The following is a 20,901-nucleotide window of genomic DNA, read 5'->3' on the forward strand; positions in this document are numbered from 1 at the left end:
CCAACGCCTGCCTGTGCGGGCGCGCCCGGTCCCGGCCGCCGCGGCGGTCAGCCGATCAGGCGGGCCTGGCGGGGCGGCAGAAGGCCCCGTTCAGCAAATGAAACGGGCCGCCCTTCACCGACCACGAAGTGGTCCAGCAGCCGGATGTCGACCAGCGCCAGCGCACGCTGCAGTTCATCGGTGATCTGGGCATCGGCCGCAGAGGGCTCGGGGTCGCCGGAGGGGTGATTGTGGCTGAGGATGACCGCCGCAGCGTTGTGCAGCAGGGCACGTCGCACCACTTCACGCGGATAGACCGGGGCGGCGTTGATGGTCCCGCTGAACAGTTCTTCACAGGCCAGCAGCCGGTGGCGGTTGTCCAGGAACAGCACCATGAACAGTTCGCGGGCCTGGCCGCGCAGGCGGTGCTGCAGGTAGCGGCCGACCGCGCTGGGGTTGTCGCCCACCGCTTCACCGTGCTGCAGCTCGGCGGACAGATAGCGGTGGGCCAGTTCCAGCCCGGCCATCAGCGCACAGCTGCGGGCCGGTCCCAGCCCCGGCAGTCTGGCCAGGTCGCGGGCGGTCCGGTCCAGCAGCACGCGCAGCGGGCCGTGCTCGCGCAGCAGGTCGCGGGCAGTCTGCACCGCGTCGCGGCCGCCGGTACCGGATCCGAGGAACAACGCCAGCAGTTCGGCATCGGACAGGGCTGTCGCGCCGCGGGCCAGCAGCTTTTCGCGCGGGCGTTCCTGTTCGGGCCATTCATGGATGGGCATGGCTGCCATCATCGGTGCTGGCGCCGCCGGGCAACATCAGCACTTGCCGCCCGCGCCGGTCGGTCAAGGCCTCAAGGGCCGCTGTTGCGTGTCCGGTCCGGCCAAGGCGTCACTCGCTCCGGGTCTGCAGATAGTCGTACAGCTCCTGGTTGTTCTTCAGGCCGAGCTTGCGTTTGGCTTCGGCCTTCTGCCGGCTGATCGTCTTCGGGCTGCGTCCGCTGCGCTCGGCGATGGCATTGATGCTCAGCCCCTCTGCGAGCAGCTGCAGCACCTCCTGCTCGCGGGACGACAGGGCCGCCGGCGGGTGCGGAAACAACAGGTCGCGGGCCTGCAGATGACGGCGCATCTGCTGCGAAACGAAGACCTGCCCGGCCATGGCCGCATGCAGCGCCTGCGGCAGTTCGGTGAAGTCCGCGCTCTTGTCGACCAGGCCATGTACCCCGTCGCGGAGCAGGCCATCGAGCAGCCCCGGGTGGCGCGCGCCGGTCAGCACCACCACCGGCAGACCCGGATGGCGGTCGCGCAGCACGGCCAGCAGTTCCGGACCGTCCGGGCCGGGGCCGGGCATGGACAGATCGGTGAGTACCGCGTGGCAGGGATGGACCTGGAGCAGTCGCAGCAGACCGGCGCCATCGGCGGCGGCGCCGGCAACATCCATCTGGTGGCTTTCGAGCACGATGCGGATGCCGTGCAGGACGACCGGGTGGTCGTCGGCAATGATGATGCGCGGTTGCACGGAGCTCCTCGGAAATCAAACGGCACGCCTCGGCATGCCAGCGACGATTCTGCAAACCGGGGGCGGCCAGAGGTATAGGAAAGATCCGAATCGGCATGCGCCAATGCCGGAAAGCCATGTCAGGCCACTCCATGTACTGATAGCCGCGCGCTATGTGCTGTGTACACCGGGGAATTGCCGGCCTTCGGGTAAGCTAATGCCCTCGTTTGCACAGGAATTCCAGGTGGCTGACTTCCCCAACGCTTCCCCCGCGCCGCGCCGCGCGCTGGAAGGCCAGAAACTGCTGCTGTGCGTGGGCGGCGGGATCGCGGCTTACAAGGCCCTGGAGCTGGTACGGCGGCTGCGTGATGCCGGCGCGCAGGTGCAGGTGGCGATGACCGCTGGCGCCCAGCAGTTCGTCACCCCGCTCAGTTTCCAGGCGCTGTCGGGGCAGCCGACCCGCACCACCCTGTGGGACAGCGCTGCCGAGCAGGCCATGGGTCACATCGAACTGGCGCGCTGGGCAGACCGCATCGTCGTGGCGCCGGGCACGGCCGACCTGCTGGCGCGCCTGGCCCAGGGCCACGCTGACGACCTGGTCAGCACCCTGTGCCTGGCCAGCACCGCGCCGCTCACGGTCTGCCCGGCGATGAACCACCGCATGTGGCTGCATCCGGCGACCCAGGCCAACATCGCCCTGCTGCGCGAGCGCGGGGCGCAGGTCATCGGCCCGGTCGATGGACCGCTGGCCGAAGGCGAGTCCGGCCCGGGGCGGCTTGCCGAGCCGGCTGACATCGTCGCCGCGCTGGCAGCCGCCGGCGGCGCGGCCAACGGCCCCGCCCCCGCGCCGGAAACCCGCGCCCTGCAGGGCCTGCGCCTGCTGATCAGTGCCGGGCCGACGTATGAGGACATCGACCCGGTGCGTTACGTCGGCAACCGCAGCAGCGGCAAAATGGGCTTTGCCCTGGCTGCTGCCGCAGCGGCGCTTGGTGCGCAGGTCGTGCTGGTCAGTGGCCCGGTGCAGCTGCCGACCCCCGCCGGCGTGCAGCGCATCGACGTGCGTTCGGCTGCGCAGATGCGCGACGCCGTGCTGCAGGCACTTCCGGCCGACATCTACATCGGGGCTGCGGCGGTGTCCGATTACACGCCGCGCCAGGTGGCCGCGCAGAAGCTGAAGAAGACCGCCGACAGCCAATCGCTGGTGATCGAACTGGTGCGCACGCCGGACATCCTGGCCGAGGTGGCGGCACAGACGCAGTCGCTGAAGCTGGTGGTGGGTTTCGCGGCCGAAACCCACGACGTGGAGAAGTACGCGCGCGGCAAGCTGGTGGACAAGCGCCTGGATCTGGTGATCGCCAACCAGGTGGGCATCAGTGGCGGCGGTTTTGAAAGCGACAACAACGCCGCCACGGCCTTCTGGCAGGACGGCGAACAGGTCTTCCCGGCCACCTCCAAGCGTGAGCTGGCCGAACAACTGCTGGCGCTGATCGCGCGGAGGCTTCAGGCATGACCCAGGCGGGCGCAACCCAGGCAATGACGACCCAACCGTTGCAGGTCAAGCTGCTCGACCCGCGTTTCGGCGACAGCTGGCCGTTGCCGGCCTACGCGACCGAGGCCAGCGCGGGCATGGACCTGCGGGCCGCGCTGGAAACCGCGCTGACCCTGCAGCCGGGGGATACCGCGCTGGTGCCCAGCGGCCTGGCCATCCACATCGCCGATCCGAACCTGTGTGCGGTGATCCTGCCGCGCTCGGGGCTGGGCCATCGCCATGGCATCGTGCTGGGCAACGGCACCGGCCTGATCGATGCGGACTACCAGGGGCCGCTGCTGATCAGCGTGTGGAACCGGGGCCGCGAGGCCTTCACCGTGGAGCCGGGTGATCGCATCGCCCAGCTGGTGATCGTGCCGATTGCACGCGTCAGCCTGCAGGTGGTGGATACTTTCACCGACAGCGTGCGGGGAACGGGTGGATTCGGCCATACCGGGGTGCGTTGACAGGGGACATCGATGAGCGGCAACGCGGAAGCACGGCGGGAACGATCGTTGGGACGGAGTGCGCCATTGCTGGGCGTACTGCTGGTGCTGCTGGCCGGCTGGTTCGGCTGGAGCGCGGTACAGCAGTGGCGGCAGGCGGCCAGCGGGGAGGCCCTGGAACAGGCGCGTGACCAGGCCGTGCAGGGCCTGCAGCAGGCTGCCAGTGGCCAGCTGCAGCAGTTGCAGCAGCACCTGAAGGGCGACCGCGTGCAGCAGGCGCTGCAGGCGGGCGATGCCGCCGGTGCCGCACTGGCGCTGCGCGAAAGCTGGACCGGTGTCGAGCAGGTGGACGTGCTGGCGGCTGACCTGGCGACCGGCTATGCCGACGCAGCGGCCTTCGGCTATGCACGCCTGGCACTGCTCGAATCGGCGTTGTCCGACGCCAGGCCTTCCCTGCGCGTGGTCCGCGACGGCGGCGGCAACCGCCTCGGCCTGGCGGCGCCGGTGCAGCTGGCCGGCGTGGGGCCGGCGGTGGTCTACGTGCGCCAGCCGTTGCTGCGCCTGACCTCGCCGCTGGACCAGGTGCGTGTCCCGGATACCGGCTTCCTGGCCCTGCGCCAGGGGGCGCACAACATCATTGCCCACGGCGACGCGCGCCTGTCCGAGAGCGCCGAAGCGCTGGCGCGCCCGGTGCCCGGCACGCCGCTGCGGCTGACCGCCAGCGTACCCAACGTGGAACCCGGCCCGCTGGGGCTGGGGGCACTGGCCTGCGCGATCGTCGCCCTGCTGCTGGCGTTCATCGCCGTGCTGCTGGTGGTGGGCCGCGGGCGCCTGCCCAACGCACTGCCGCTGCCGAGCCGCCGCAGCGCCGCCGCAGAGACCGACCACGGGCCGACCCTGCGCGAAAGCCTGCAGATGGCTCCCCCGGCGGTGGCCGATGCCGCCGCCGCCAGCACGCCGCCGCCGCCGCCGCCGGTTCCGGCCGACGAGCTGGCCGCAGGCATCTTCCGCGCCTACGACATCCGTGGCGTGGTCGGCAGCGAACTGACCGCGAGGACTGCGGCGCTGATCGGCCAGGCGATCGGCACCGTCGCACTGGAACAGGGGCTGCGTGAGGTGGTGATCGGCCGCGACGGCCGCCTGTCCGGTCCGGAACTGTCCGCAGGCCTGGCCGAGGGCCTGCGGCGTGCCGGCTGCACGGTGATCGACATCGGCCTGGCGCCGACGCCGCTGGTGTACTTCGCCTCGTTCCACCTGCGTACCGGTACCTGCGTCGCGGTGACCGGCAGCCACAACCCGCCGGACTACAACGGCTTCAAGGTGGTCATCGGCGGTGAAACGCTGTCCGGCGATGCGATCACCGATCTTTACCGGCGCATCACCGAAGGCCGCCTGGTGCAGGCCGCCGAACCGGGTGACTACCAGCAGCGCGAGGTTGCGGCGGACTACATCCAGCGCATCGCCGATGACGTGCAGCTGGACCGTCCGCTGAAAGTGGTGGCCGACGCCGGCAACGGCGTGGCCGGGGCATTCGCACCGCAGCTGCTGGAGGCCATCGGCGCCGAGGTCATCCCGCTGTACTGCGATGTCGACGGCAGTTTCCCCAACCACCATCCCGATCCCAGCGAGCCGGCCAACCTGCAGGACCTGGTGCAGACGGTCAAGCGTTTCGGCGCCGACCTTGGCGTGGCCTTCGACGGCGATGGCGACCGCCTCGGCGTGGTGACCGGGCAGGGCCGGATCATCTACGCCGATCGCCTGCTGATGCTGTTCGCGGCCGACGTGCTGATGCGCAACCCGGGCGCGATGGTGATCTACGACGTGAAGTGCACCGGCACCCTGTCCGACCACGTGCTGCGCAATGGCGGCAGCCCGCTGATGTGGAAGACGGGCCATTCGCTGATGAAGGCGAAGATGCGCGAGACCGATGCCGAGCTGGCCGGTGAGATGAGCGGCCACTTCTTCTTCAAGGAGCGCTGGTTCGGTTTCGATGACGGTCTGTATGCCGCCGCACGCCTGCTGGAAATCCTGGCGCAGCGCGAAGAGAGTCCGGACGAGGTGCTGGCCGAGCTGCCGGAACGGGTATCCACGCCGGAACTGAAGGTGCCGGTGGCGGAGGGCACGCCGCACGCGCTGGTGGCGATGCTGGTGGCGGCGGCGCAGTCGCCGGACAACCCCTACGTGGGCGGTCGCCTGTCGACCATCGATGGCCTGCGCGTGGACTTCCCCGATGGCTGGGGCCTGGTCCGTGCCTCGAATACCACGCCGGTACTGGTGCTGCGCTTCGAAGGCGTCGACGACGCGGCACTGGAGCGCATCCAGTCGCTGTTCCGCAGCCAGCTGCAGCCGGTGCTGGGCGACACCCCGTTGGGGTTCTGAGACGGTGCACCCGCGCAGGGTGGGTGCCGACCGTGGGTCGGCACCCCTCACCCCTTGAAGCGCAGTCCCACGCCCGGTTCGGTGAACAGGTAGCGCGAATCCAGCGCCGAATCGCCCAGCTTGTGCCGCAGCTTTCCGACCAGGATGCGCAGGTAGTGGGTGTCGTGCTGGTGGGTCGGGCCCCAGATTTCCTGCAGGATCTGCGGCTGGGTCACCACCCGTCCGGCATTGCGCAGCAGCAGTGACAGCAGCGCGTATTCCTTGCGGGTCAGCGCCACGGGTTGCCCGTCCAGCGCGACTTCGCGACGCACCAGGTCCACGTGCAGGTGGCCATCGTCGAACAGTGGCGGCGTGCCATCGGCCGGCACGCTGCGCGTGCGCAGCAATGCCCGCACCCGCGCCATCAGTTCCTGGGTGCCGAACGGCTTGGTCACGTAGTCGTTGGCGCCGTTGTCCAATGCGCGCACCTTCTCCGTTTCGCCGGCACGCACGGTCAGCATGATCACCGGCACCTGGCTCCACTGCCGCAGCTGCTCCAGCACCTCGTGGCCTTCCATGTCCGGCAGGCCGATGTCCAGGATCACCAGGTCCATGTCTTCGCTGGCCGCCATCTGCAGCCCTTCCTGGCCGCTGGCCGCCTGCCGCACCTGGTAGCCCTGCGCGCGCAGGCTGATGTCCAGGAAGCGGCGGATCTGGGTTTCATCATCGATCACCAGTACGCGCGGCGCGGGCGCACTGGCCTCAGTCTGGATCGGGCTCATCGTGGGCGGTCGGCTTGAGCAGGGGCAGGGTGATGCGGATCAGGGTACCGCGACCGTCGCGTCCGGGCAGCGCCTGCACGCTGCCGCCGTGCGCGCCGATCATGCCCTGGCAGATGGTCAGGCCCAGGCCGGTGCCGTGGCGGCCACGATCGCCGCGCTCGACGCTGTAGAACATGTCGAAGATGCGTGCGCGCTCGTCATCGGGAATGCCCGGGCCGGCATCGATCACGTCGATGCGCAGCTGGCCGTCCAGTTCGCGCGCCTGCACCTGCACGGCAGCATCGGGCGGGGAGAACTTGGCGGCGTTCTCCATCACGTTGAACACCGCCTGCTCGACCAGTGCCGGGTGCACCCAGATCGGTGCCAGCGTGGCCGGGATGTCCAGCTGCAGCTGCACCTTCGGCTGGTAGCGCTGCAGGCGGCGTGCGGCCGAACCGATCAGCTCGTCCACGCCGATCCAGTCGCGGTTGATCTTCAGGCCCTCATGGCCGAGCCGGGTCATGTCCAGCAGGTTCTGGATGTAGCGGTCCAGGCGCTCGCCTTCGACCAGGATGGTGTCCAGCAACGCGCGGCGATCGGCCACGTCCATCGCCCCGCCATAGCTGGCCAGGCTGTCGGCCGAACCGATCATCGCCGCCAGCGGCGAGCGCAGGTCATGCGATACCGAAGAGAGCAGCGCCGAGCGCAGGCGTTCGGTCTCGTTGCTCACGTGCGCCTGTTCCAGCTCGGCCACCAGCCGCGTGCGCAGCGCGGCCTGGGCGATGTCATCGACCATCGCCTCGGCCAGCTGGCGCTGCTCCGGCAGCAGCCGGGCCTGTGCATCGGGCAGGTACAGGCCGGCCACGCCGATCGCCCGATCATCGCCGTCCAGCAGCGGCAGGAACCACCATTGCGCGCCGGCCAGGGTATCGGTGAAGCGGCCGCTGGGCTGGCCGTGGCGCAGCGCCCAGTCGGCGGCGGCCAGATCGGTATCGCCCGGCAGGCTGCGGCCTCCGGCGGCGGTGTCGGCGCCGATCCGCAGCCACGCCGGCACGTCCATGGCCTGTTCCAGTGCGTGCCGACCCGCCTGCGCCACCTCGCCGTTGCCGGCAGCGCTGGCCAGCTGCCGGCCCAGCTGCTGGCGCGCGCGTGCATGGCGGTTGGCGGCACGCAGGGCCACCACCTGCATGCGCAGGCGCGAGGCCAGGCGGCCGGCCACCAGTGCGGCGGCCAGGAACAGGAACACGGTGATCACGCCCTGGCGCGCGCCGATGGCGAAGGTGAAGCGCGGTGCGATGAACAGGAAGTTGTAGGCCAGGAAGCACAGGATCGCCGCCATCACCGCGACGCTGGCACGGGTGCGCGCGGCGACCAGCACCACCGCCACGATGAACACCATCGACAGGTCGGCCATGCCGACCCAGCGTTCCACCAGCCACGCCACCGCACAGGCCAGTGCGGTGGCGAGCAGCGCCTGCAGAGGTTCGTGGCTGATGCCGCGCATCGGCGGCAGCAGGCCTTCGCGGCGCGCGCGTGCACGCGCCTGCGGCGTGCTGATGATGGTGATCTCGTAGTGCGCGCCGCGCTGGATCAGCTGCTGGGTCAGGGTACGGTTGAACATGCGCGCCAGCGGGCGCTCGCGGGTCCGGCCCAGCACCAGGGTCGACACGCCGTTGTGCGCGGCGTGGTCGAGCAGGGCATCGGCAATGCTTGAACCATGCAGCAGCTCGGCATCGCCACCGAGCCGCCGCGCCAGCGCGAAGGCAGCATCGATCTCGCGCCGGGTCGCTTCGTCCTGGCGTCGCCCCTGTACGGTCACCACCGTCCAGGGCGCGTCGCGGCGTTCGGCGATGCGCCGCGCCACCCGCACCAGGTACTCGCTCTGGCCGCCGCCATCGATCGCCACCAGCACGCCGCGGCGCAGTGGCAGGTTGCTTTCGCCGCGTGCGGCGCGTGCTTCGCGCAGGCTGCTGTCGACGCGGTCGGCCGCCTCCTGCATCGCCAGCTCGCGCAGCGCGGTCAGGTTGGCCGGCGAGAAGAACGCCTGCAGCGCCTGCGCCGCCTGTTCGGGCACGTAGACCTTGCCCTGCTGCAGGCGCGCGATCAGCTCGCGTGGCGGCAGGTCGACCAGCACGATGTCGTGCAGGCGATCGAGCACGACGTCGGGCACGGTTTCGCTCACGCGTACGCCGGTGATGCGCATCACCACGTCGTTGAGGCTTTCCAGGTGCTGGATGTTGACCGTGGTCCAGACGTCGATGCCGGCATCGAGCAGTTCCATCACGTCCTGCCAGCGCCGCTCGTGGCGGCTGCCCGGTGCGTTGCGATGGGCCAGCTCATCCACCAGCACCAGCGCCGGGTGCCGCACCAGCACGGCATCCAGGTCCATCTCCAGCAGGGTATGGCCGTGGTAGGCCACGTCCTTCAGCGGCACCTGCGGCAGGCCCTCCAGCAGGGCCTGGGTGTCGGCACGGCCGTGGGTTTCCACCAGCCCCACCACCAGGTCCACGCCTCGCCGCAGCTGTTCCTGGGCACGGGTGAGCATGGCGTAGGTCTTGCCCACGCCGGGCGCCGCGCCGAGGAACACGGTCAGCTTGCCGCCTGCCTCGCGTTGCAGTCCTTCCGCCAGCGCATCAGCCTGGCGGGTCCGCAGGTCAGTCATGGGGGCCGCTGTCATGGCCACCATTGTGCGCGCTGTCGGGGCGGGCCGGCATCATGGCGCTGCAGCCGCGTGGTCCAGGGCGAAGTTCAGCGTCACCACATTCACCCGTGGCTGGCCGAACAGGCCCCACTGGCGTCCCGATGTGTGGGCCTGGACCAGCGCCTGCACGCGTTGCACCGGCAGGCCACGCGCACGCGCCACGCGCGCCACCTGCAGCTGCGCTGCCGCAGGCGTCAACTGCGGATCCAGTCCACCGCCGGACTGGGTGACCAGATCGGCGGGGACCTGCGCCGGGCTGACCCCTTCGCGCGCGGCCACCGCCGCGGTGGCGGCGGCCACGCGCTCGGCCAGTGCCGGGTTGCTGCGCGCCAGGTTGGAGCCGGCCGCGGCCATCGGGTCGTAGCCGGCCGCCGACGGCCGTGCCTGGAAGTAGCCATCGCCGACGAACGGCTGTGCCAGCCACGCCGAGGCGCGCACCTGGCCGCTGCCATCGCGCAGCACGCTGCCCTCGGCCTGGGTCGGGAAGGACAGGCCGGCGAAGCCGGTGGCGATGCCGGCATAGACCGCACCGGCCAGCAGCAGGGTCGCCAGGCCCAGCCCGATCGCCGGGCGCCAGCGGGCGTCGTCCTGCAGGCTGGACACGGCGGCAGTGGCCTGCTGTTCGCGCGGCAGGGAGGAGGAGGGGGACAGGGGACGGTTCATGCGCCGAATACCAGGACAAGAAGAAGGTCGATCGCCTTGATCGCAGCAAAGGGCAGCAGTACGCCACCGAGGCCGTACACCAGCATGTTCCGGCGCAGCAGCGCCGTTGCGGTGGCCGGACGGAAGCGCACGCCGCGCAGCGCCAGCGGAATCAGCGCGGGAATCACCAGGGCGTTGAAGATCAGCGCGGCCAGCACCGCATTGCGCGGGCTCGACAGCTGCATCACGTTCAGCGCGGCCATCGCCGGCACCGTGGCGGCAAACAGCGCCGGCAGGATCGCGAAGTACTTGGACACGTCGTTGGCCAGCGAGAAGGTGGTCAGCGCGCCGCGGGTGATCAGCTGCTGCTTGCCCACTTCCACCACCGCCAGCAGCTTGGCCGGATCCGAATCCAGATCGACCATGTTGCCGGCCTCCTTGGCCGCCTGCGTGCCGGAGTTCATCGCCAGGCCGATGTCGGCCTGGGCCAGCGCCGGTGCATCGTTGGTGCCATCGCCTACCATCGCCACCAGCCGACCACCGGCCTGCTCGGCGCGGATACGTGCCAGCTTGTCTTCCGGCCGCGCTTCGGCGATGTAGTCGTCGACGCCGGCCTCGGCCGCGATCGCCGCCGCGGTCAGTGGATTGTCGCCGGTGATCATCACCGTGCGGATGCCCATCGCACGCAGCTGCGCGAACTTCTCGCGCATGCCGTGCTTGACCACGTCGGACAGCTCGATGACACCCAGCACGTGGCGACCCTCGGCCACCACCAGCGGGGTGGCGCCATTGCGGGCGACCTGATCCACGCGGCCGGCCAGCTCGGCCGGCACGTTGCCGCCAAGCGCCTGCACGTGGGCACGGATGGCATCAGCCGCCCCCTTGCGGATCTGACGACCGTGCGCCAGATCGACACCGGACATGCGGGTCTGCGCGCTGAAGGCCAGGTACTCGGCGTGGTCCGGTTCGGGCGTGGTGCAGCCCTGCTCGCGGGCCAGGCGCACGATCGACTTGCCCTCCGGGGTCGGGTCGGCCAGCGACGACAGCAACGAGGCTTCACGCAGCTGCTCGGCATCGATCCCGGCCAGCGCGTGGAAATGGCTGGCCTGGCGGTCGCCGTAGGTGATGGTGCCGGTCTTGTCGAGCAGGAGTACGTCGACGTCGCCCGCCACTTCCACCGCTTTGCCCGACTTGGCCAGCACATTGGCCGCCAGCGCCCGGTTCATGCCGGCGATGCCGATGGCCGGCAGCAGGCCGCCGATGGTGGTCGGAATCAGGCACACCAGCAGCGCGATCAGCAGCAGCGGATCGACCGCCACGCCCACCGCCGCGCCGATCGCCGGCAGCGTCGCCACCACCACCAGGAAGGTCAGCGTCATCGCCGCCAGCAGCAGGGTCAGTGCGATCTCGTTGGGGGTCTTCTGGCGGTTGGCGCCTTCCACCAGCGCGATCATCCGGTCCAGGAAACTGTGGCCCGGCTCGGCGGTCACCCGCACGATGATCTGGTCGGACAGCACCTTGGTGCCACCGATCACCCCCGAGCGGTCGGTGCCGGCTTCGCGCAGCACCGGCGCCGATTCGCCGGTCACCGCTGCTTCGTTGATGGTGGCCAGGCCCTGCACGATCTCGCCATCGGCCGGCACCAGCTCGCCGGCGCTGACGATCACATGGTCGCCGGGGCGCAGTTCGGCCGCCGGCACTTGGGTTTCCACCGCGCCTGCCTGCGGCGCCGCCAACCGGCGTGCCACCAGGTCCTGGCGGGCACGCCGCAGCGAGGCGGCCTGGCCGCGGCCGCGGGCTTCGGCCACCGCCTCGGCGAAGTTGCCGAACAGCACCGTGACCAGCAGGATCGCGGTCACCGCCAGGCCGAAGCCAAGCGGTGCATTGCCGCTCAGGGTGATGAGCGCGGCGACCAGGGTGCCGGCCATGACCACGGCCATCACCGGGCTGCGCACCAGGTGCATCGGTGACAGCTTGCGCACCGCCTCGAACAGCGCACGGCGCAGGCCGGCGGCATCCAGCAGGGCGGGGCGGGAAACCACGGAAGAGGAACGATGTGCGGTTGCGTGACTACTCATGGGGGTGTCCTCAGTGCAGTCCCAGGCTCAGGTGGTCGGCGATCGGGCCGAGCACCAGCGCCGGCATGAACTGCAGCACGGTAAGGATGACGATCACCGAGACCAGGGTCAGGGCGAAGGTCGGGGTTTCGATCTGCAGGCTGCCCGCCGATTCCGGTGCCTGCCGCTTGGCGGCCAGCTGCGCGGCCACCACCAGCGGAATCACCAGCAGCGGGAAGCGGCCCAGCAACAGCACCAGAGAACAGCTCAGGTTCCACCACGGGGTGGCATCGCCCAGGCCCTCGAAGCCCGAGCCGTTGTTGGCATAGGCCGAAACGTATTCGTAGAAGACCTGGCTGATGCCATGGAAGCCCGGGTTGGAGGTGCCGGCCAGGCCGGGCACGGCCAGGGTGATCGCGGTGAACAGCAGCAGCGTGATCGGCTGCAGCAGCACCAGCAGGGCCAGCAGGCGCACCTGCGGCGTCTCCAGCTTGCGGCCGAACAGTTCCGGCGTGCGCCCGGTCATCAGGCCGGCAAGGAAGACACCCAGCAGCAGGTAGACGATGAACTGCTGCAGGCCGCAGCCGATGCCGCCCCAGATGGCACTGACCAGCATGTTGACCATCGCCAGGCCACCGGAGAGCGGGCTCAGCGAATCATGCATGCCGTTCACCGAACCGTTGGACACCTGGGTGGTCACCGCCGCCCACAGCACGGTGGCATCGGCCCCGAAGCGTACTTCCTTGCCCTCCATCAACAACGGCGTGGCCGCGCTGGCACTGTGGCCCTCGCTCCACACCATCGCGCCGGTGGACAGCAGCGACATGCCGAGCATGCAGCTGAACACCAGGGCGCCGAAGCGGCGGCGGCCGGTGAATGCGCCGATCATGAAGATCACCGCCATCGGTACCAGCAGGATGCCGATCACTTCCAGCATGTTCGACACCGGGGTCGGGTTTTCCAGCGGGAAGCTGCTGTTCGGGCCGTACCAGCCGCCGCCATTGGCGCCCAGCTGCTTGGCTGCGACCATCGCCGCCACCGGGCCCAGCGGCAGCTTCTGCTGGGCCATGCCTGCGGCGGCATCGATCGGCGTCGCCTGCGGGCCGCCGGCCAGCGTCGAGGGAACCCCCTGGCTGGTCAGCAGCAGCGTCCACACCAGGCACAACGGCAACAGGAAGCGCACGCACAGGCGGACCACGTCTGCGTAGTAGTTGCCCACCGCCACCTGGCGGTCGTCGCCGCTACCGGTGGCCGCAGCGGCCTGCGGCGCAGGCGAGAACAGCGCACGCAGGGTGGCCACCGCCAGTGCCAGGCCCATCATCGGCGTCACCACCTGCAGGCCGGTGATGCCGGTCATCTGCGAGAAGTAGGACAGCTGCGCCTGTCCCGAATAGTGCTGCTGGTTGGTGTTGGTCAGGAACGAGATCATCGTGTGCAGCGCGGTGTCCCAGCGCATGTTCGGGATCTGGTCCGGATTCAGCGGCAACCACGCTTGGGTCATGAACACGGCCTGGGTCAGCACCGCGACCACCACGTTGCTGAGCACGAAGGCCAGCACGTAGCCGCGCCAGGACATCGAGCGCGCGGGATCGACGCCGAGGATCCTGTACAGCGGCTTCTCGATCCAGTGGAACAGCACGTCGACCTTCATCGGCGTGCCGCGCATCACCCGCGCCAGGTACAGGCCCAGCGGCCATGCCAGCAGCAGGCTGGCGGCAAGAATGGCAAGAATTTCAGTCATGGCAGGCTCCGTTCAGAACGACTCGGGCCGCAGCACGACATACAGAAGATAGGCGGCGGCAACCAGCACCAGCACGCCACACAACAACGACAGCCAGGGGGACATGGAATGTGAGACCTGGTGGAACCCCTCCACCTCAGGCCGCCATCGTCATCCTGCCACGCATAAACGCACTACGTGCCGGAGCTGGCCGGCACGTAAAAAGTGCATAAATTCCTGGCCCGCTGCCGTAACCAGGCGCCGGGCGTGGCCGGGCCGGTCCGCCGCGATGCGGCGCTCAGCCCGCCGGGGCGGCAGGCGGCGCCAGGCCTTTCAACTGGCGATAGCGCTGCAGGCTGTTGTCGATCTCGAACTTCAGCGCCTGCTGCTGCTGCTCGAAACTGGCCAGCAGCCGCTGCTGCGACTGCAGCTGTGCATGGCGCTGGCGGATGGCCGTGGCCTGCTTTGCGGCCACCTTGGCGCCCGCCAGTTCGCGGTCACCGGCGGCCGCGAGCAGCGCCACCAGCGAGTCGCGCAGGCTGGCGACGTTGTACTGGGCGGTCTTGAGGTTGTTGTCGAGCACTTCCTGGCGCTCGGCGAACACCCGCCGCAGCGCATCCTCGTCGCTGTAGGTGGTCAGCATCGCCTGTTCGGTGCGCTGCCGGGTCTGCTCGGCCATCTGGTCCAGCTGGGCCTGCGCCGCCGCCGTACTGGCGGCAGCGCGTTCCTCGTCGGTCAACGCGCGCTGCACCTGGGCATTGCGCACGCCACTGCGCGCATTGAACTCTTCGCGCGCGTTGTTCACCGCATCGGCCGGCAGCGCATCGCTGCAGATCCGCTCCTTGCCCTCGTTCCAGCAGTACAGCTTCTTCTCCGCAGCGGCCTTGCCGCGCGGCTGCGCCAGCAGCGCGGCCGGGAGTGCCAGCAACAGGCCGGCGGCAACGATGGCAGGAACTCGGAACATGCGACCTTTCCCCTGGGGTCAGCGTGTGGAACGGACACCGTACTGGGCGCGATAGGCCTCCAGCGGCTGCCGGTAGCCCACAAGTTCCGGATTTCCGGAGGCGAAATCAAGCAGGTCGGCCAGCGTCGCCACGGCGATCACCGGAATCCCGGATTCCTCGGCCACGGCCTGGGCCGCCGAGCGGTGGTCGCTGTCCGAGGCGATTTCCTGGCGGTCCAGGGCCACCACGATGCCAGCCGGAATGCCACCGGCGGCGCGGATGATCGACAGGGCCTCGCGGATCGCGGTACCGGCGGTGATCACGTCGTCGACGATCAGCACGCGCTTGCCGGTCATGTCGGCGCCAATCAGCTGGCCGCCTTCGCCGTGGTCCTTCACCTCCTTGCGGTTGAACGACAACGGCAGGTCGCGGCCGCGCTGGGCCAGCTCACAGGCCATCGCGGTGGCCAGCGGGATGCCCTTGTACGCCGGGCCGAACACCACGTCGTACTTGATCCCGCTGGCGTCGATGGCATCGGAATAGCACGCGCCCAGCTGCGACAGCAGGGATCCGGAGTCGAAACGACCGGCATTGAAGAAATAGGGGCTCAGCCGGCCGGACTTGAGGGTGAACTGGCCAAAGCGCAGGGCGTCGGCAGTCAGGGCCAGCTGCAGGAAACGGTGACGGTGGTCGCTCATCAAAACTCGATTCATCTTCATTTGGAGCGCAAATCCTAATCCAGCTGGGCTTTCCGCGCTCGTCCGGCGCCTTCACGGGCACCGCCCGGGCCCGCCGGGCGGACTGCGCAGCCCGGCAGCCAACCGGTATGCTTGCCCGGTTTCCCGCCGTAGGTTCTTCCGCATGCGCATCATCAGCTTCAACGCCAATGGCATCCGTTCGGCCGCCACCAAGGGCTTCCTTGACTGGTTCCGGGCTCAGGATGCCGACGTCCTCTGCATCCAGGAGACAAAGGCCCAGGAAGACCAGCTGACCGACCCGATGTTCCGCCCGGACGGGCACCACTGCTTCTACCGCGACGCCATCACCAAGAAGGGCTACAGCGGTGTGGCGATCTACAGCAGGCGCGAGCCGGACCAGGTCATCACCTCGCTGGGCTGGGCCCCGTTCGACGACGAAGGCCGCTACATCGAGGCGCGCTACGGCAACCTCAGCGTGGTGTCCTTCTATATTCCGTCCGGCAGCTCCGGTGATCTGCGCCAGGGCTTCAAGTTCGAAGTGATGGAATGGCTGCGGCCGATCCTCGAGGAGTGGGCGCGCAGCGGCCGCGACTACGTGCTGTGCGGCGACTGGAACATCGTGCGTTCGGCGCTGGACATCAAGAACTGGAAGTCCAACCAGAAGAACTCCGGCTGCCTGCCGGAAGAGCGCGACTGGCTCAATGCCCTGTGCGCCGACCACGGCCAGGCCACCGATGTCGCCGCCGGCCGCGGCTGGGCCGACGCCTACCGCCTGCTCAACCCCACCGGCGAGGACTACACCTGGTGGAGCAACCGTGGCGCCGCCCGCGCCAACAACGTCGGTTGGCGCATCGACTACCAGTTCATCACCCCGGGCCTGCGTGACCGCCTGCGCGGCTGCTCGATCTACCGCGACCAGCGCTTCTCCGACCACGCCCCGTTCATCGTGGACTACGACCTGTGAGTGAGGCCGCGGCGGCGCCCAGCTACAAGGGCTGGGCCGGCATCAAGCGCGCCTTCGGCACGCCGTCGGCGTTGACCATGGCGCTGCTCGGCTTCGGCAGCGGCCTGCCGTTCCTGCTGATCGCCTCGCAGACCCTGTCGACCCGCCTGCGCGATGTCGGCCTGGATCTCGGCAGCATCGGCCTGATCAGCCTGGCCAGCTTCTTCTACCTGCTCAAGTTCGTGTGGGCCCCGCTGCTGGACCGTTACGCGTTTCCGCTGCTGGGCAGGCTCGGCCGCCGCCGTTCCTGGCTGCTGGTGTCCCAGGTGGCGGTGCTGGCCGGCCTGGTGGCGCTGGCCTTCGTGCGTCCCGAACAGGGGGTGTGGCCGCTGGTGGGCTGGGTGCTGGCCGCGTCTTTCGCCGGCGCCACCCAGGATTCAGTGGTCGATGCCTACCGCATCGAAATCGCCCCGCAGACCGCGCAGGCCGCGCTGGCCGCCACCTATACGCTGGGCTACCGCATCGGTCTGATCCTGGCCGGTGCCGGCGCCCTGTACCTGGCCCAGTTCGAAGGCTGGATCGTGGCCTACCTGGCCATGGCCGGGCTGATGCTGCTGCCGATCCTGGCCACGCTGTTCTGCCGTGAACCCGATCGCCCGGCCAACGCGGTGCAGCGCCGCATCGACGTGGCCGAAGCCTTCGTACAGCCGATCACCAGCTTCTTCAGCCGCAACGGCATCGCCTTGGCGCTGGGGCTGTTGGCCTTCGTGGGCCTGTTCAAGTTCCCCGACCAGGTGATCGGGGTCATGGCCGGCCCGTTCTATCTGGATTCGGGCTTCGACAAGGCCGACATCGCCACCGTGTCCAAGTTGTTCGGCGTGTGGATGGGCATTGGCGGCGCCTTCCTCGGCGGAATCGCGGTGGCGGCGTTCGGCTTCCGGCGGATGCTGCTGGTGGCGGCGCTGGGCGTGGCCCTGTCGAACCTGGCTTTCCTGCTGATGGCGCACCACCCGGGCCAGCTGTGGGCGTTCTACGCCGCGCTCAGTGCCGACAACCTGTTCCAGGGCTTCGCCGGTACGGTGCTGGTGGCCTTCATGTCGTCACTGACCGACCGCAACTTCACCGCCACCCAGTACGCCCTGCTGGTGTCGCTGGCGAACCTGCCGGGCAAGTTCGTCGGCGGCGTCTCCGGCTACCTCGTGGAGGCAACGTCGTACAGCACCTTCTTCATGCTCAGCGCGGTCACGGTGGTGCCGACCCTGCTGCTGCTGGCCTGGCTGTGGCCGCGCATCCTCGACCGTGGACCGTCCGCGGCGGCCTGATTGCCTGCCCGCCCGGACTGCGGGATCATCGCCCGGACGCGCCGTGGGGGCGGTGCCTTGCGAACGGGGAGGGGAGCATGGCCGACGTAATGCTGCGGGACCTGGACCCGTTGCTGCTGGAACGCATCAAGCGGGTGGCTGCCGCCCGCGGCTGGACCCACGAACAGACCTGTGCGGCATTGCTCGAGCAGGGCCTGTACAGCAGCGAGCTGGAAGTCCGCTCCGGCTTCGGCGATCCGGAAGTGGACGCGCTGTCCGATGCCATCGCTGCCCTGCAGGCCTTGCCCGCAGGGCAGGGCTTCGACTGACCTGACGCCCGGTCGCCGCGATACCTGTCCGCCGGGCATGGCCCGGCGCTACCGGGATGCTGTCGACGGGGTAGCGCCGGGCCATGCCCGGCGGATGTAGCCCCGCTCAGGCCAGATGGATCGCTCCCAGGATCCGCGGCCCCTTCGCCCCGGTCACGCTCGGCAGGTTGCCGGCCAGCCCGTCCATCGTCCGCTGCGCCAGCCAGGCAAACCCCATCGCCTCCACATACTCCGGGTCCAGCCCGTGCAGCGCGCTCGACTCCACCACCACGCCGGGCAGCCGCGCCGCCAGCCGCCGCATCAGCTGCGCGTTGCGCACGCCACCGCCGCATACCAGCACCCGTCGGGTGTCCGGCTGCTGGGCCAGCACTGCGTCGGCCACCGTTGCCGCCGTCAGTTCCAGCAGGGTGGCCTGCACGTCGGCGGCTGTGTACTGGCCGGCCGCCATGTGCGCTTCGGCCCACGGCAGGTGGAACTGCTCGCGCCCGGTGCTCTTCGGCGGCGGCAGCGCAAACCAGGGGTCCGAACGCCACGCCGCCAACAAGCTGTCATCCACCGCGCCACTGGCCGCATAGGCGCCGTCGGCGTCGAAGGTGCGGCTGGTATGGCGCTGGCACCAGGCGTCCATCAGCGCGTTGGCCGGGCCGGTATCGAAGCCGCGCACGCTGCCCTGGCGGGGAATCAGGGTCAGGTTGGCGATGCCGCCCAGGTTCAGAACCGCGCGGTCTTCTTCGGCGGTACCGAGCATGCCCAGGTGGAAGGCCGGCATCAGCGGCGCGCCCTGGCCCCCGGCCGCCACGTCGCGGCGGCGGAAGTCGCAGACGGTGGTGATCCCGGTCAGCTCGGCGATCCGGTTGCCATCGCCCAGCTGCACCGTGAACGCCGGGTCGGCCAGCGGGCGGTGGCGCACGGTCTGCCCGTGCGAGCCGATCGCGCGCACCTGGCTGCGGTCCACACCGGCCTCGGCCAGCAGCTGGTTGGCGGCCTCGGCGAAGTGGATCGCGATCCGCGCGTCCAGTTCGCCCAGTTCCTCCAGCGAGTCCAGCGGTCCGCCTTCGCCCAGCGCCACCAGCCGCGCGCGCAGCACCGGCTCCCAGCGGGCGGTCAGGCCGTGCACGAAGCGGCAGCCACCGCTGCCGGGGAACTGCACCAGCGCGGCATCGATGCCGTCGGCGCTGGTGCCCGACATCAGGCCAAGGTACAGGGGGGCGTCAACGTCGGCAGTCGTGTTCATGGCGGGCATAAAAAAAGGACGCGGCAAGCTTGGGCTGCCGCGTCCTTCCTCGTCAACGCAGGGGCTCAGCCGCGCTTGCGGCCGGTCGCCTGCTTGTCCTTGGTGCTGGCCACCTCGGCGGCGGCCTCGTCGCGGCCGGTCGGCGCCGGGCTGGCGTCGGCGTAGATCAGCTTTTCCATGCCCTGGATGCGCGCCATCGCCGGCGCGGTCTGCGCGCGGAAGGCGACCAGCTCGGCACCCTTCAGCGGTTCCGGCGGCGGCATGGTCACCGTCAGCGGGTTGCGGTGCTCGCCGTTGACGCGGAATTCGTAGTGCAGGTGGGGGCCGGTGGCCAGGCCGGTGGAGCCGACATAGCCGATCACCGTGCCCTGCGCCACGCGCTGGCCGGTCCGGATGTTCGCAAAACGCGACATGTGGCCGTACAGGGTGGTGTGGCCGCGGCCATGGTCGAGGATCACCACGTTGCCGTAGCCGCGCTGCACGCCGGCGAACTGCACGCGGGCATCGCCGGCGGCCATGATCGGGGTGCCGGTGCGCGCGGCGTAGTCCACGCCCTTGTGCATGCGCATCTTGCCCAGCACCGGGTGCTTGCGCGCGCCGAAGGTCGAGCTCAGCCGTGCGAACGGGATCGGCATGCGGATGAAGCTCTTCTTCAGCGAGCGGCCGTTGATGTCGTAATACTCGGACTTGCCGTTGCGGTCGAAGCGGAAGCCGGAGTAGGTCTTGCCGCCGGTGGTGAAGGTCGCTGCCAGGATCTTGCTGGTATCGACCTTCTCGCCTTCGCGCCAGGTCTCGTCCATCACCACGCTGAAGCGGTCGCCCGGCTGCAGGTCCTTCGAGAAGTCGATGTCGTACTTGAAGATGTCGTCGGTCATCGTCGCGATCGCCGACGGCGACAGCCCGGCCCGGCGCGCCGCTGCGTACAGCGAGCTGGTGATCTCGCCACTGGTGACCACCGTCCGCGTGGAGGTCTCGCGCCGGGTCACCTTCTCCTTGATGTCGTCGGCGGTCAGGCTCAGTTCCACCCGGTTGTCGGCATCGCGGTCGAAGCGGATGCTGCGCAGTTCGCCGGACAGCGGCAGGTCGAACGCGATCTCGGCCCCGGGGCGCAGCTTGGTCAGCGCCTCGCGCGCGCCCGGGTGGTCCAGCACGCGGTGCAGGGTGGTCGCGGAGATGCCGGCCTTGTCGAACAGATCGCTCAGCGTCTGTCCGCGCTGCACCCGCAGCACCTGCCAGCTGTCGCCGGGGATCTGCTGCTGGCGGGCCAGGGCCAGCGGCGGCAGCGGCAGGGCCAGGCTGGTGTGGCTGTCGGCATAGGGGGCGTCGATGGTGTGCGAGAAGCCGGGCACGATCGTCGCCACCAGCGCGCCGATGGTGGCGAACAGGCTGGCGTGCACCCAATGGCGCCGCGTCCAGCGTTCATTGAAGGCGGCAGGAAGGTGTTGCCTGAGCTTCCGGTGCAGGGCGTTGTCGTGCAGGACGTGGAGTCGTTCCTGGAAGCGCTGCTTGCGTGCGCGGCCTTGATCGGAATTGAGCATCAGATGTTGGTCTCTGGCTGACCCGGGAACGCGGGCCTAAACGCCGGTAACATAGACACCTAACAAATTGGCGTCAAACCCTTGTGCCTATTGGCTTTTGTGAAGCCGATCGGGTTAACTTCGCTTTAACACCCCACATAAGAAACGGCGTTGCCGGGAGTAGTCACGTGTCCTCGATTGAAGAAGCCCTTGCCCTGATCGGCCGTGGTGCCGACGAGATCCTCAAGCTCGAGG

19 protein-coding genes (1 of these 19 cut by a window edge) are annotated in these 20,901 nt (G+C 69.5%); 7 read left to right on the forward strand and 12 right to left on the reverse strand.

Annotation, left to right across the window (positions count from 1 at the left end; genetic code table 11):
• Positions 1–47: 47 nt before the first annotated feature.
• On the reverse strand, positions 48–752 hold the full coding sequence (radC, locus tag Q5Z10_RS01645) for a RadC family protein (RefSeq protein WP_303637625.1): 705 nt from the start codon (positions 750–752) through the stop codon (positions 48–50).
• A 109-nt stretch (positions 753–861) separates the two neighbouring features.
• Positions 862–1,488 carry a response regulator gene (locus Q5Z10_RS01650; RefSeq protein WP_303637626.1) on the reverse strand — a complete coding sequence of 209 codons (627 nt, stop codon included), beginning with the start codon at positions 1,486–1,488 and terminating at the stop codon, positions 862–864.
• Between the two features lie 196 nt (positions 1,489–1,684).
• Between Q5Z10_RS01650 and coaBC the strand changes: the two genes are divergently transcribed.
• The 3 genes from coaBC to Q5Z10_RS01665 are packed head-to-tail and all read left to right on the forward strand — an operon-like array spanning position 1,685 to position 5,820.
• Positions 1,685–2,977, forward strand: a complete 1,293-nt coding sequence (gene coaBC, locus Q5Z10_RS01655; protein WP_303637627.1) for a bifunctional phosphopantothenoylcysteine decarboxylase/phosphopantothenate--cysteine ligase CoaBC — start codon at positions 1,685–1,687, stop codon at positions 2,975–2,977.
• A 23-nt stretch (positions 2,978–3,000) separates the two neighbouring features.
• A complete protein-coding gene (dut, locus tag Q5Z10_RS01660; RefSeq protein ID WP_303637628.1) occupies positions 3,001–3,462 on the forward strand; it encodes a dUTP diphosphatase in 462 nt (153 codons plus the stop codon).
• A gap of 12 nt (positions 3,463–3,474) precedes the next feature.
• On the forward strand, positions 3,475–5,820 hold the full coding sequence (locus tag Q5Z10_RS01665; RefSeq protein ID WP_303637629.1) for a phosphomannomutase/phosphoglucomutase: 2,346 nt from the start codon (positions 3,475–3,477) through the stop codon (positions 5,818–5,820).
• Positions 5,821–5,867: 47 nt separating this feature from the next.
• Here Q5Z10_RS01665 and Q5Z10_RS01670 read toward each other — a convergent pair whose 3' ends face one another.
• The 8 genes from Q5Z10_RS01670 to pyrE form a co-directional block, all read right to left on the reverse strand.
• Complete coding sequence (locus Q5Z10_RS01670) at positions 5,868–6,581, reverse strand: response regulator transcription factor (protein WP_303637630.1); 714 nt, start codon at positions 6,579–6,581, stop codon at positions 5,868–5,870.
• Positions 6,562–9,222, reverse strand: coding sequence for an ATP-binding protein (locus Q5Z10_RS01675; protein ID WP_303637631.1), 2,661 nt, complete (start codon positions 9,220–9,222; stop codon positions 6,562–6,564). The genes Q5Z10_RS01670 and Q5Z10_RS01675 overlap by 20 nt, the downstream gene beginning before the upstream one ends.
• A gap of 51 nt (positions 9,223–9,273) precedes the next feature.
• Complete coding sequence (kdpC, locus tag Q5Z10_RS01680; RefSeq protein WP_303637632.1) at positions 9,274–9,924, reverse strand: potassium-transporting ATPase subunit KdpC; 651 nt, start codon at positions 9,922–9,924, stop codon at positions 9,274–9,276.
• A complete protein-coding gene (kdpB, locus tag Q5Z10_RS01685; protein ID WP_303637633.1) occupies positions 9,921–11,981 on the reverse strand; it encodes a potassium-transporting ATPase subunit KdpB in 2,061 nt (686 codons plus the stop codon). The genes kdpC and kdpB overlap by 4 nt, the downstream gene beginning before the upstream one ends.
• Positions 11,982–11,991: 10 nt before the next feature.
• Positions 11,992–13,701, reverse strand: coding sequence for a potassium-transporting ATPase subunit KdpA (gene kdpA, locus Q5Z10_RS01690; RefSeq protein WP_303637634.1), 1,710 nt, complete (start codon positions 13,699–13,701; stop codon positions 11,992–11,994).
• Between the two features lie 12 nt (positions 13,702–13,713).
• Complete coding sequence (locus Q5Z10_RS01695) at positions 13,714–13,806, reverse strand: potassium-transporting ATPase subunit F (RefSeq protein ID WP_005407770.1); 93 nt, start codon at positions 13,804–13,806, stop codon at positions 13,714–13,716.
• A gap of 172 nt (positions 13,807–13,978) precedes the next feature.
• Complete coding sequence (locus Q5Z10_RS01700) at positions 13,979–14,644, reverse strand: hypothetical protein (protein WP_303637635.1); 666 nt, start codon at positions 14,642–14,644, stop codon at positions 13,979–13,981.
• A gap of 18 nt (positions 14,645–14,662) precedes the next feature.
• Positions 14,663–15,322, reverse strand: a complete 660-nt coding sequence (pyrE, locus tag Q5Z10_RS01705; RefSeq protein ID WP_303637636.1) for an orotate phosphoribosyltransferase — start codon at positions 15,320–15,322, stop codon at positions 14,663–14,665.
• A gap of 163 nt (positions 15,323–15,485) precedes the next feature.
• Here pyrE and Q5Z10_RS01710 point away from each other — a divergent pair, with 163 nt between their 5' ends.
• The 3 genes from Q5Z10_RS01710 to Q5Z10_RS01720 all read left to right on the forward strand — a co-directional run bounded on the left by Q5Z10_RS01710 (position 15,486) and on the right by Q5Z10_RS01720 (position 17,895).
• Positions 15,486–16,286, forward strand: a complete 801-nt coding sequence (locus Q5Z10_RS01710; protein ID WP_303637637.1) for an exodeoxyribonuclease III — start codon at positions 15,486–15,488, stop codon at positions 16,284–16,286.
• On the forward strand, positions 16,283–17,587 hold the full coding sequence (locus tag Q5Z10_RS01715; protein ID WP_303637638.1) for an AmpG family muropeptide MFS transporter: 1,305 nt from the start codon (positions 16,283–16,285) through the stop codon (positions 17,585–17,587). Before Q5Z10_RS01710 ends, Q5Z10_RS01715 begins: the two co-directional genes overlap by 4 nt.
• 77 nt (positions 17,588–17,664) lie before the next feature.
• Complete coding sequence (locus Q5Z10_RS01720) at positions 17,665–17,895, forward strand: hypothetical protein (RefSeq protein ID WP_303637639.1); 231 nt, start codon at positions 17,665–17,667, stop codon at positions 17,893–17,895.
• A 106-nt stretch (positions 17,896–18,001) separates the two neighbouring features.
• Here Q5Z10_RS01720 and Q5Z10_RS01725 read toward each other — a convergent pair whose 3' ends face one another.
• Together Q5Z10_RS01725 and Q5Z10_RS01730 are read right to left on the reverse strand one after the other, a co-directional pair.
• Positions 18,002–19,129: an anhydro-N-acetylmuramic acid kinase gene (locus Q5Z10_RS01725; protein ID WP_303637640.1), complete on the reverse strand. Its 1,128-nt coding sequence runs from the start codon at positions 19,127–19,129 to the stop codon at positions 18,002–18,004.
• A 65-nt stretch (positions 19,130–19,194) separates the two neighbouring features.
• Positions 19,195–20,667, reverse strand: a complete 1,473-nt coding sequence (locus Q5Z10_RS01730; RefSeq protein ID WP_303637641.1) for a M23 family metallopeptidase — start codon at positions 20,665–20,667, stop codon at positions 19,195–19,197.
• A gap of 167 nt (positions 20,668–20,834) precedes the next feature.
• On the opposite strand from Q5Z10_RS01730, the gene tyrS reads away from it, so the two are divergent.
• Positions 20,835–20,901: the beginning of a tyrosine--tRNA ligase gene (gene tyrS / locus Q5Z10_RS01735; RefSeq protein WP_303637642.1), read on the forward strand. The gene runs 1,142 nt beyond the window's last position; the window shows 67 of its 1,209 coding nt (coding positions 1–67); it begins with the start codon at positions 20,835–20,837; its stop codon lies off the right edge, out of view.

The sequence above is a fragment of the Stenotrophomonas sp. 704A1 genome, from assembly GCF_030549525.1.
Taxonomy (GTDB): Bacteria; Pseudomonadota; Gammaproteobacteria; order Xanthomonadales; family Xanthomonadaceae; genus Stenotrophomonas; species Stenotrophomonas tuberculopleuritidis.

What these genes read in the sequence shown, in the direction of transcription:
- Q5Z10_RS01710 (WP_303637637.1), top strand. Translation starts at nt 15,486, where the DNA reads ATGCGCATCATCAGCTTCAACGCCAATGGCATCCGTTCGGCCGCCACC.
- Q5Z10_RS01665 (WP_303637629.1), top strand. Translation starts at nt 3,475, where the DNA reads ATGAGCGGCAACGCGGAAGCACGGCGGGAACGATCGTTGGGACGGAGT.
- Q5Z10_RS01675 (WP_303637631.1), bottom strand. Translation starts at nt 9,222, where the DNA reads ATGACTGACCTGCGGACCCGCCAGGCTGATGCGCTGGCGGAAGGACTG.
- Q5Z10_RS01695 (WP_005407770.1), bottom strand. Translation starts at nt 13,806, where the DNA reads ATGTCCCCCTGGCTGTCGTTGTTGTGTGGCGTGCTGGTGCTGGTTGCC.
- radC (WP_303637625.1), bottom strand. Translation starts at nt 752, where the DNA reads ATGCCCATCCATGAATGGCCCGAACAGGAACGCCCGCGCGAAAAGCTG.
- Q5Z10_RS01720 (WP_303637639.1), top strand. Translation starts at nt 17,665, where the DNA reads ATGGCCGACGTAATGCTGCGGGACCTGGACCCGTTGCTGCTGGAACGC.
- kdpC (WP_303637632.1), bottom strand. Translation starts at nt 9,924, where the DNA reads ATGAACCGTCCCCTGTCCCCCTCCTCCTCCCTGCCGCGCGAACAGCAG.
- coaBC (WP_303637627.1), top strand. Translation starts at nt 1,685, where the DNA reads ATGCCCTCGTTTGCACAGGAATTCCAGGTGGCTGACTTCCCCAACGCT.
- dut (WP_303637628.1), top strand. Translation starts at nt 3,001, where the DNA reads ATGACGACCCAACCGTTGCAGGTCAAGCTGCTCGACCCGCGTTTCGGC.
- Q5Z10_RS01730 (WP_303637641.1), bottom strand. Translation starts at nt 20,667, where the DNA reads ATGCTCAATTCCGATCAAGGCCGCGCACGCAAGCAGCGCTTCCAGGAA.
- Q5Z10_RS01725 (WP_303637640.1), bottom strand. Translation starts at nt 19,129, where the DNA reads ATGAACACGACTGCCGACGTTGACGCCCCCCTGTACCTTGGCCTGATG.
- Q5Z10_RS01700 (WP_303637635.1), bottom strand. Translation starts at nt 14,644, where the DNA reads ATGTTCCGAGTTCCTGCCATCGTTGCCGCCGGCCTGTTGCTGGCACTC.
- kdpB (WP_303637633.1), bottom strand. Translation starts at nt 11,981, where the DNA reads ATGAGTAGTCACGCAACCGCACATCGTTCCTCTTCCGTGGTTTCCCGC.
- pyrE (WP_303637636.1), bottom strand. Translation starts at nt 15,322, where the DNA reads ATGAGCGACCACCGTCACCGTTTCCTGCAGCTGGCCCTGACTGCCGAC.
- kdpA (WP_303637634.1), bottom strand. Translation starts at nt 13,701, where the DNA reads ATGACTGAAATTCTTGCCATTCTTGCCGCCAGCCTGCTGCTGGCATGG.
- Q5Z10_RS01670 (WP_303637630.1), bottom strand. Translation starts at nt 6,581, where the DNA reads ATGAGCCCGATCCAGACTGAGGCCAGTGCGCCCGCGCCGCGCGTACTG.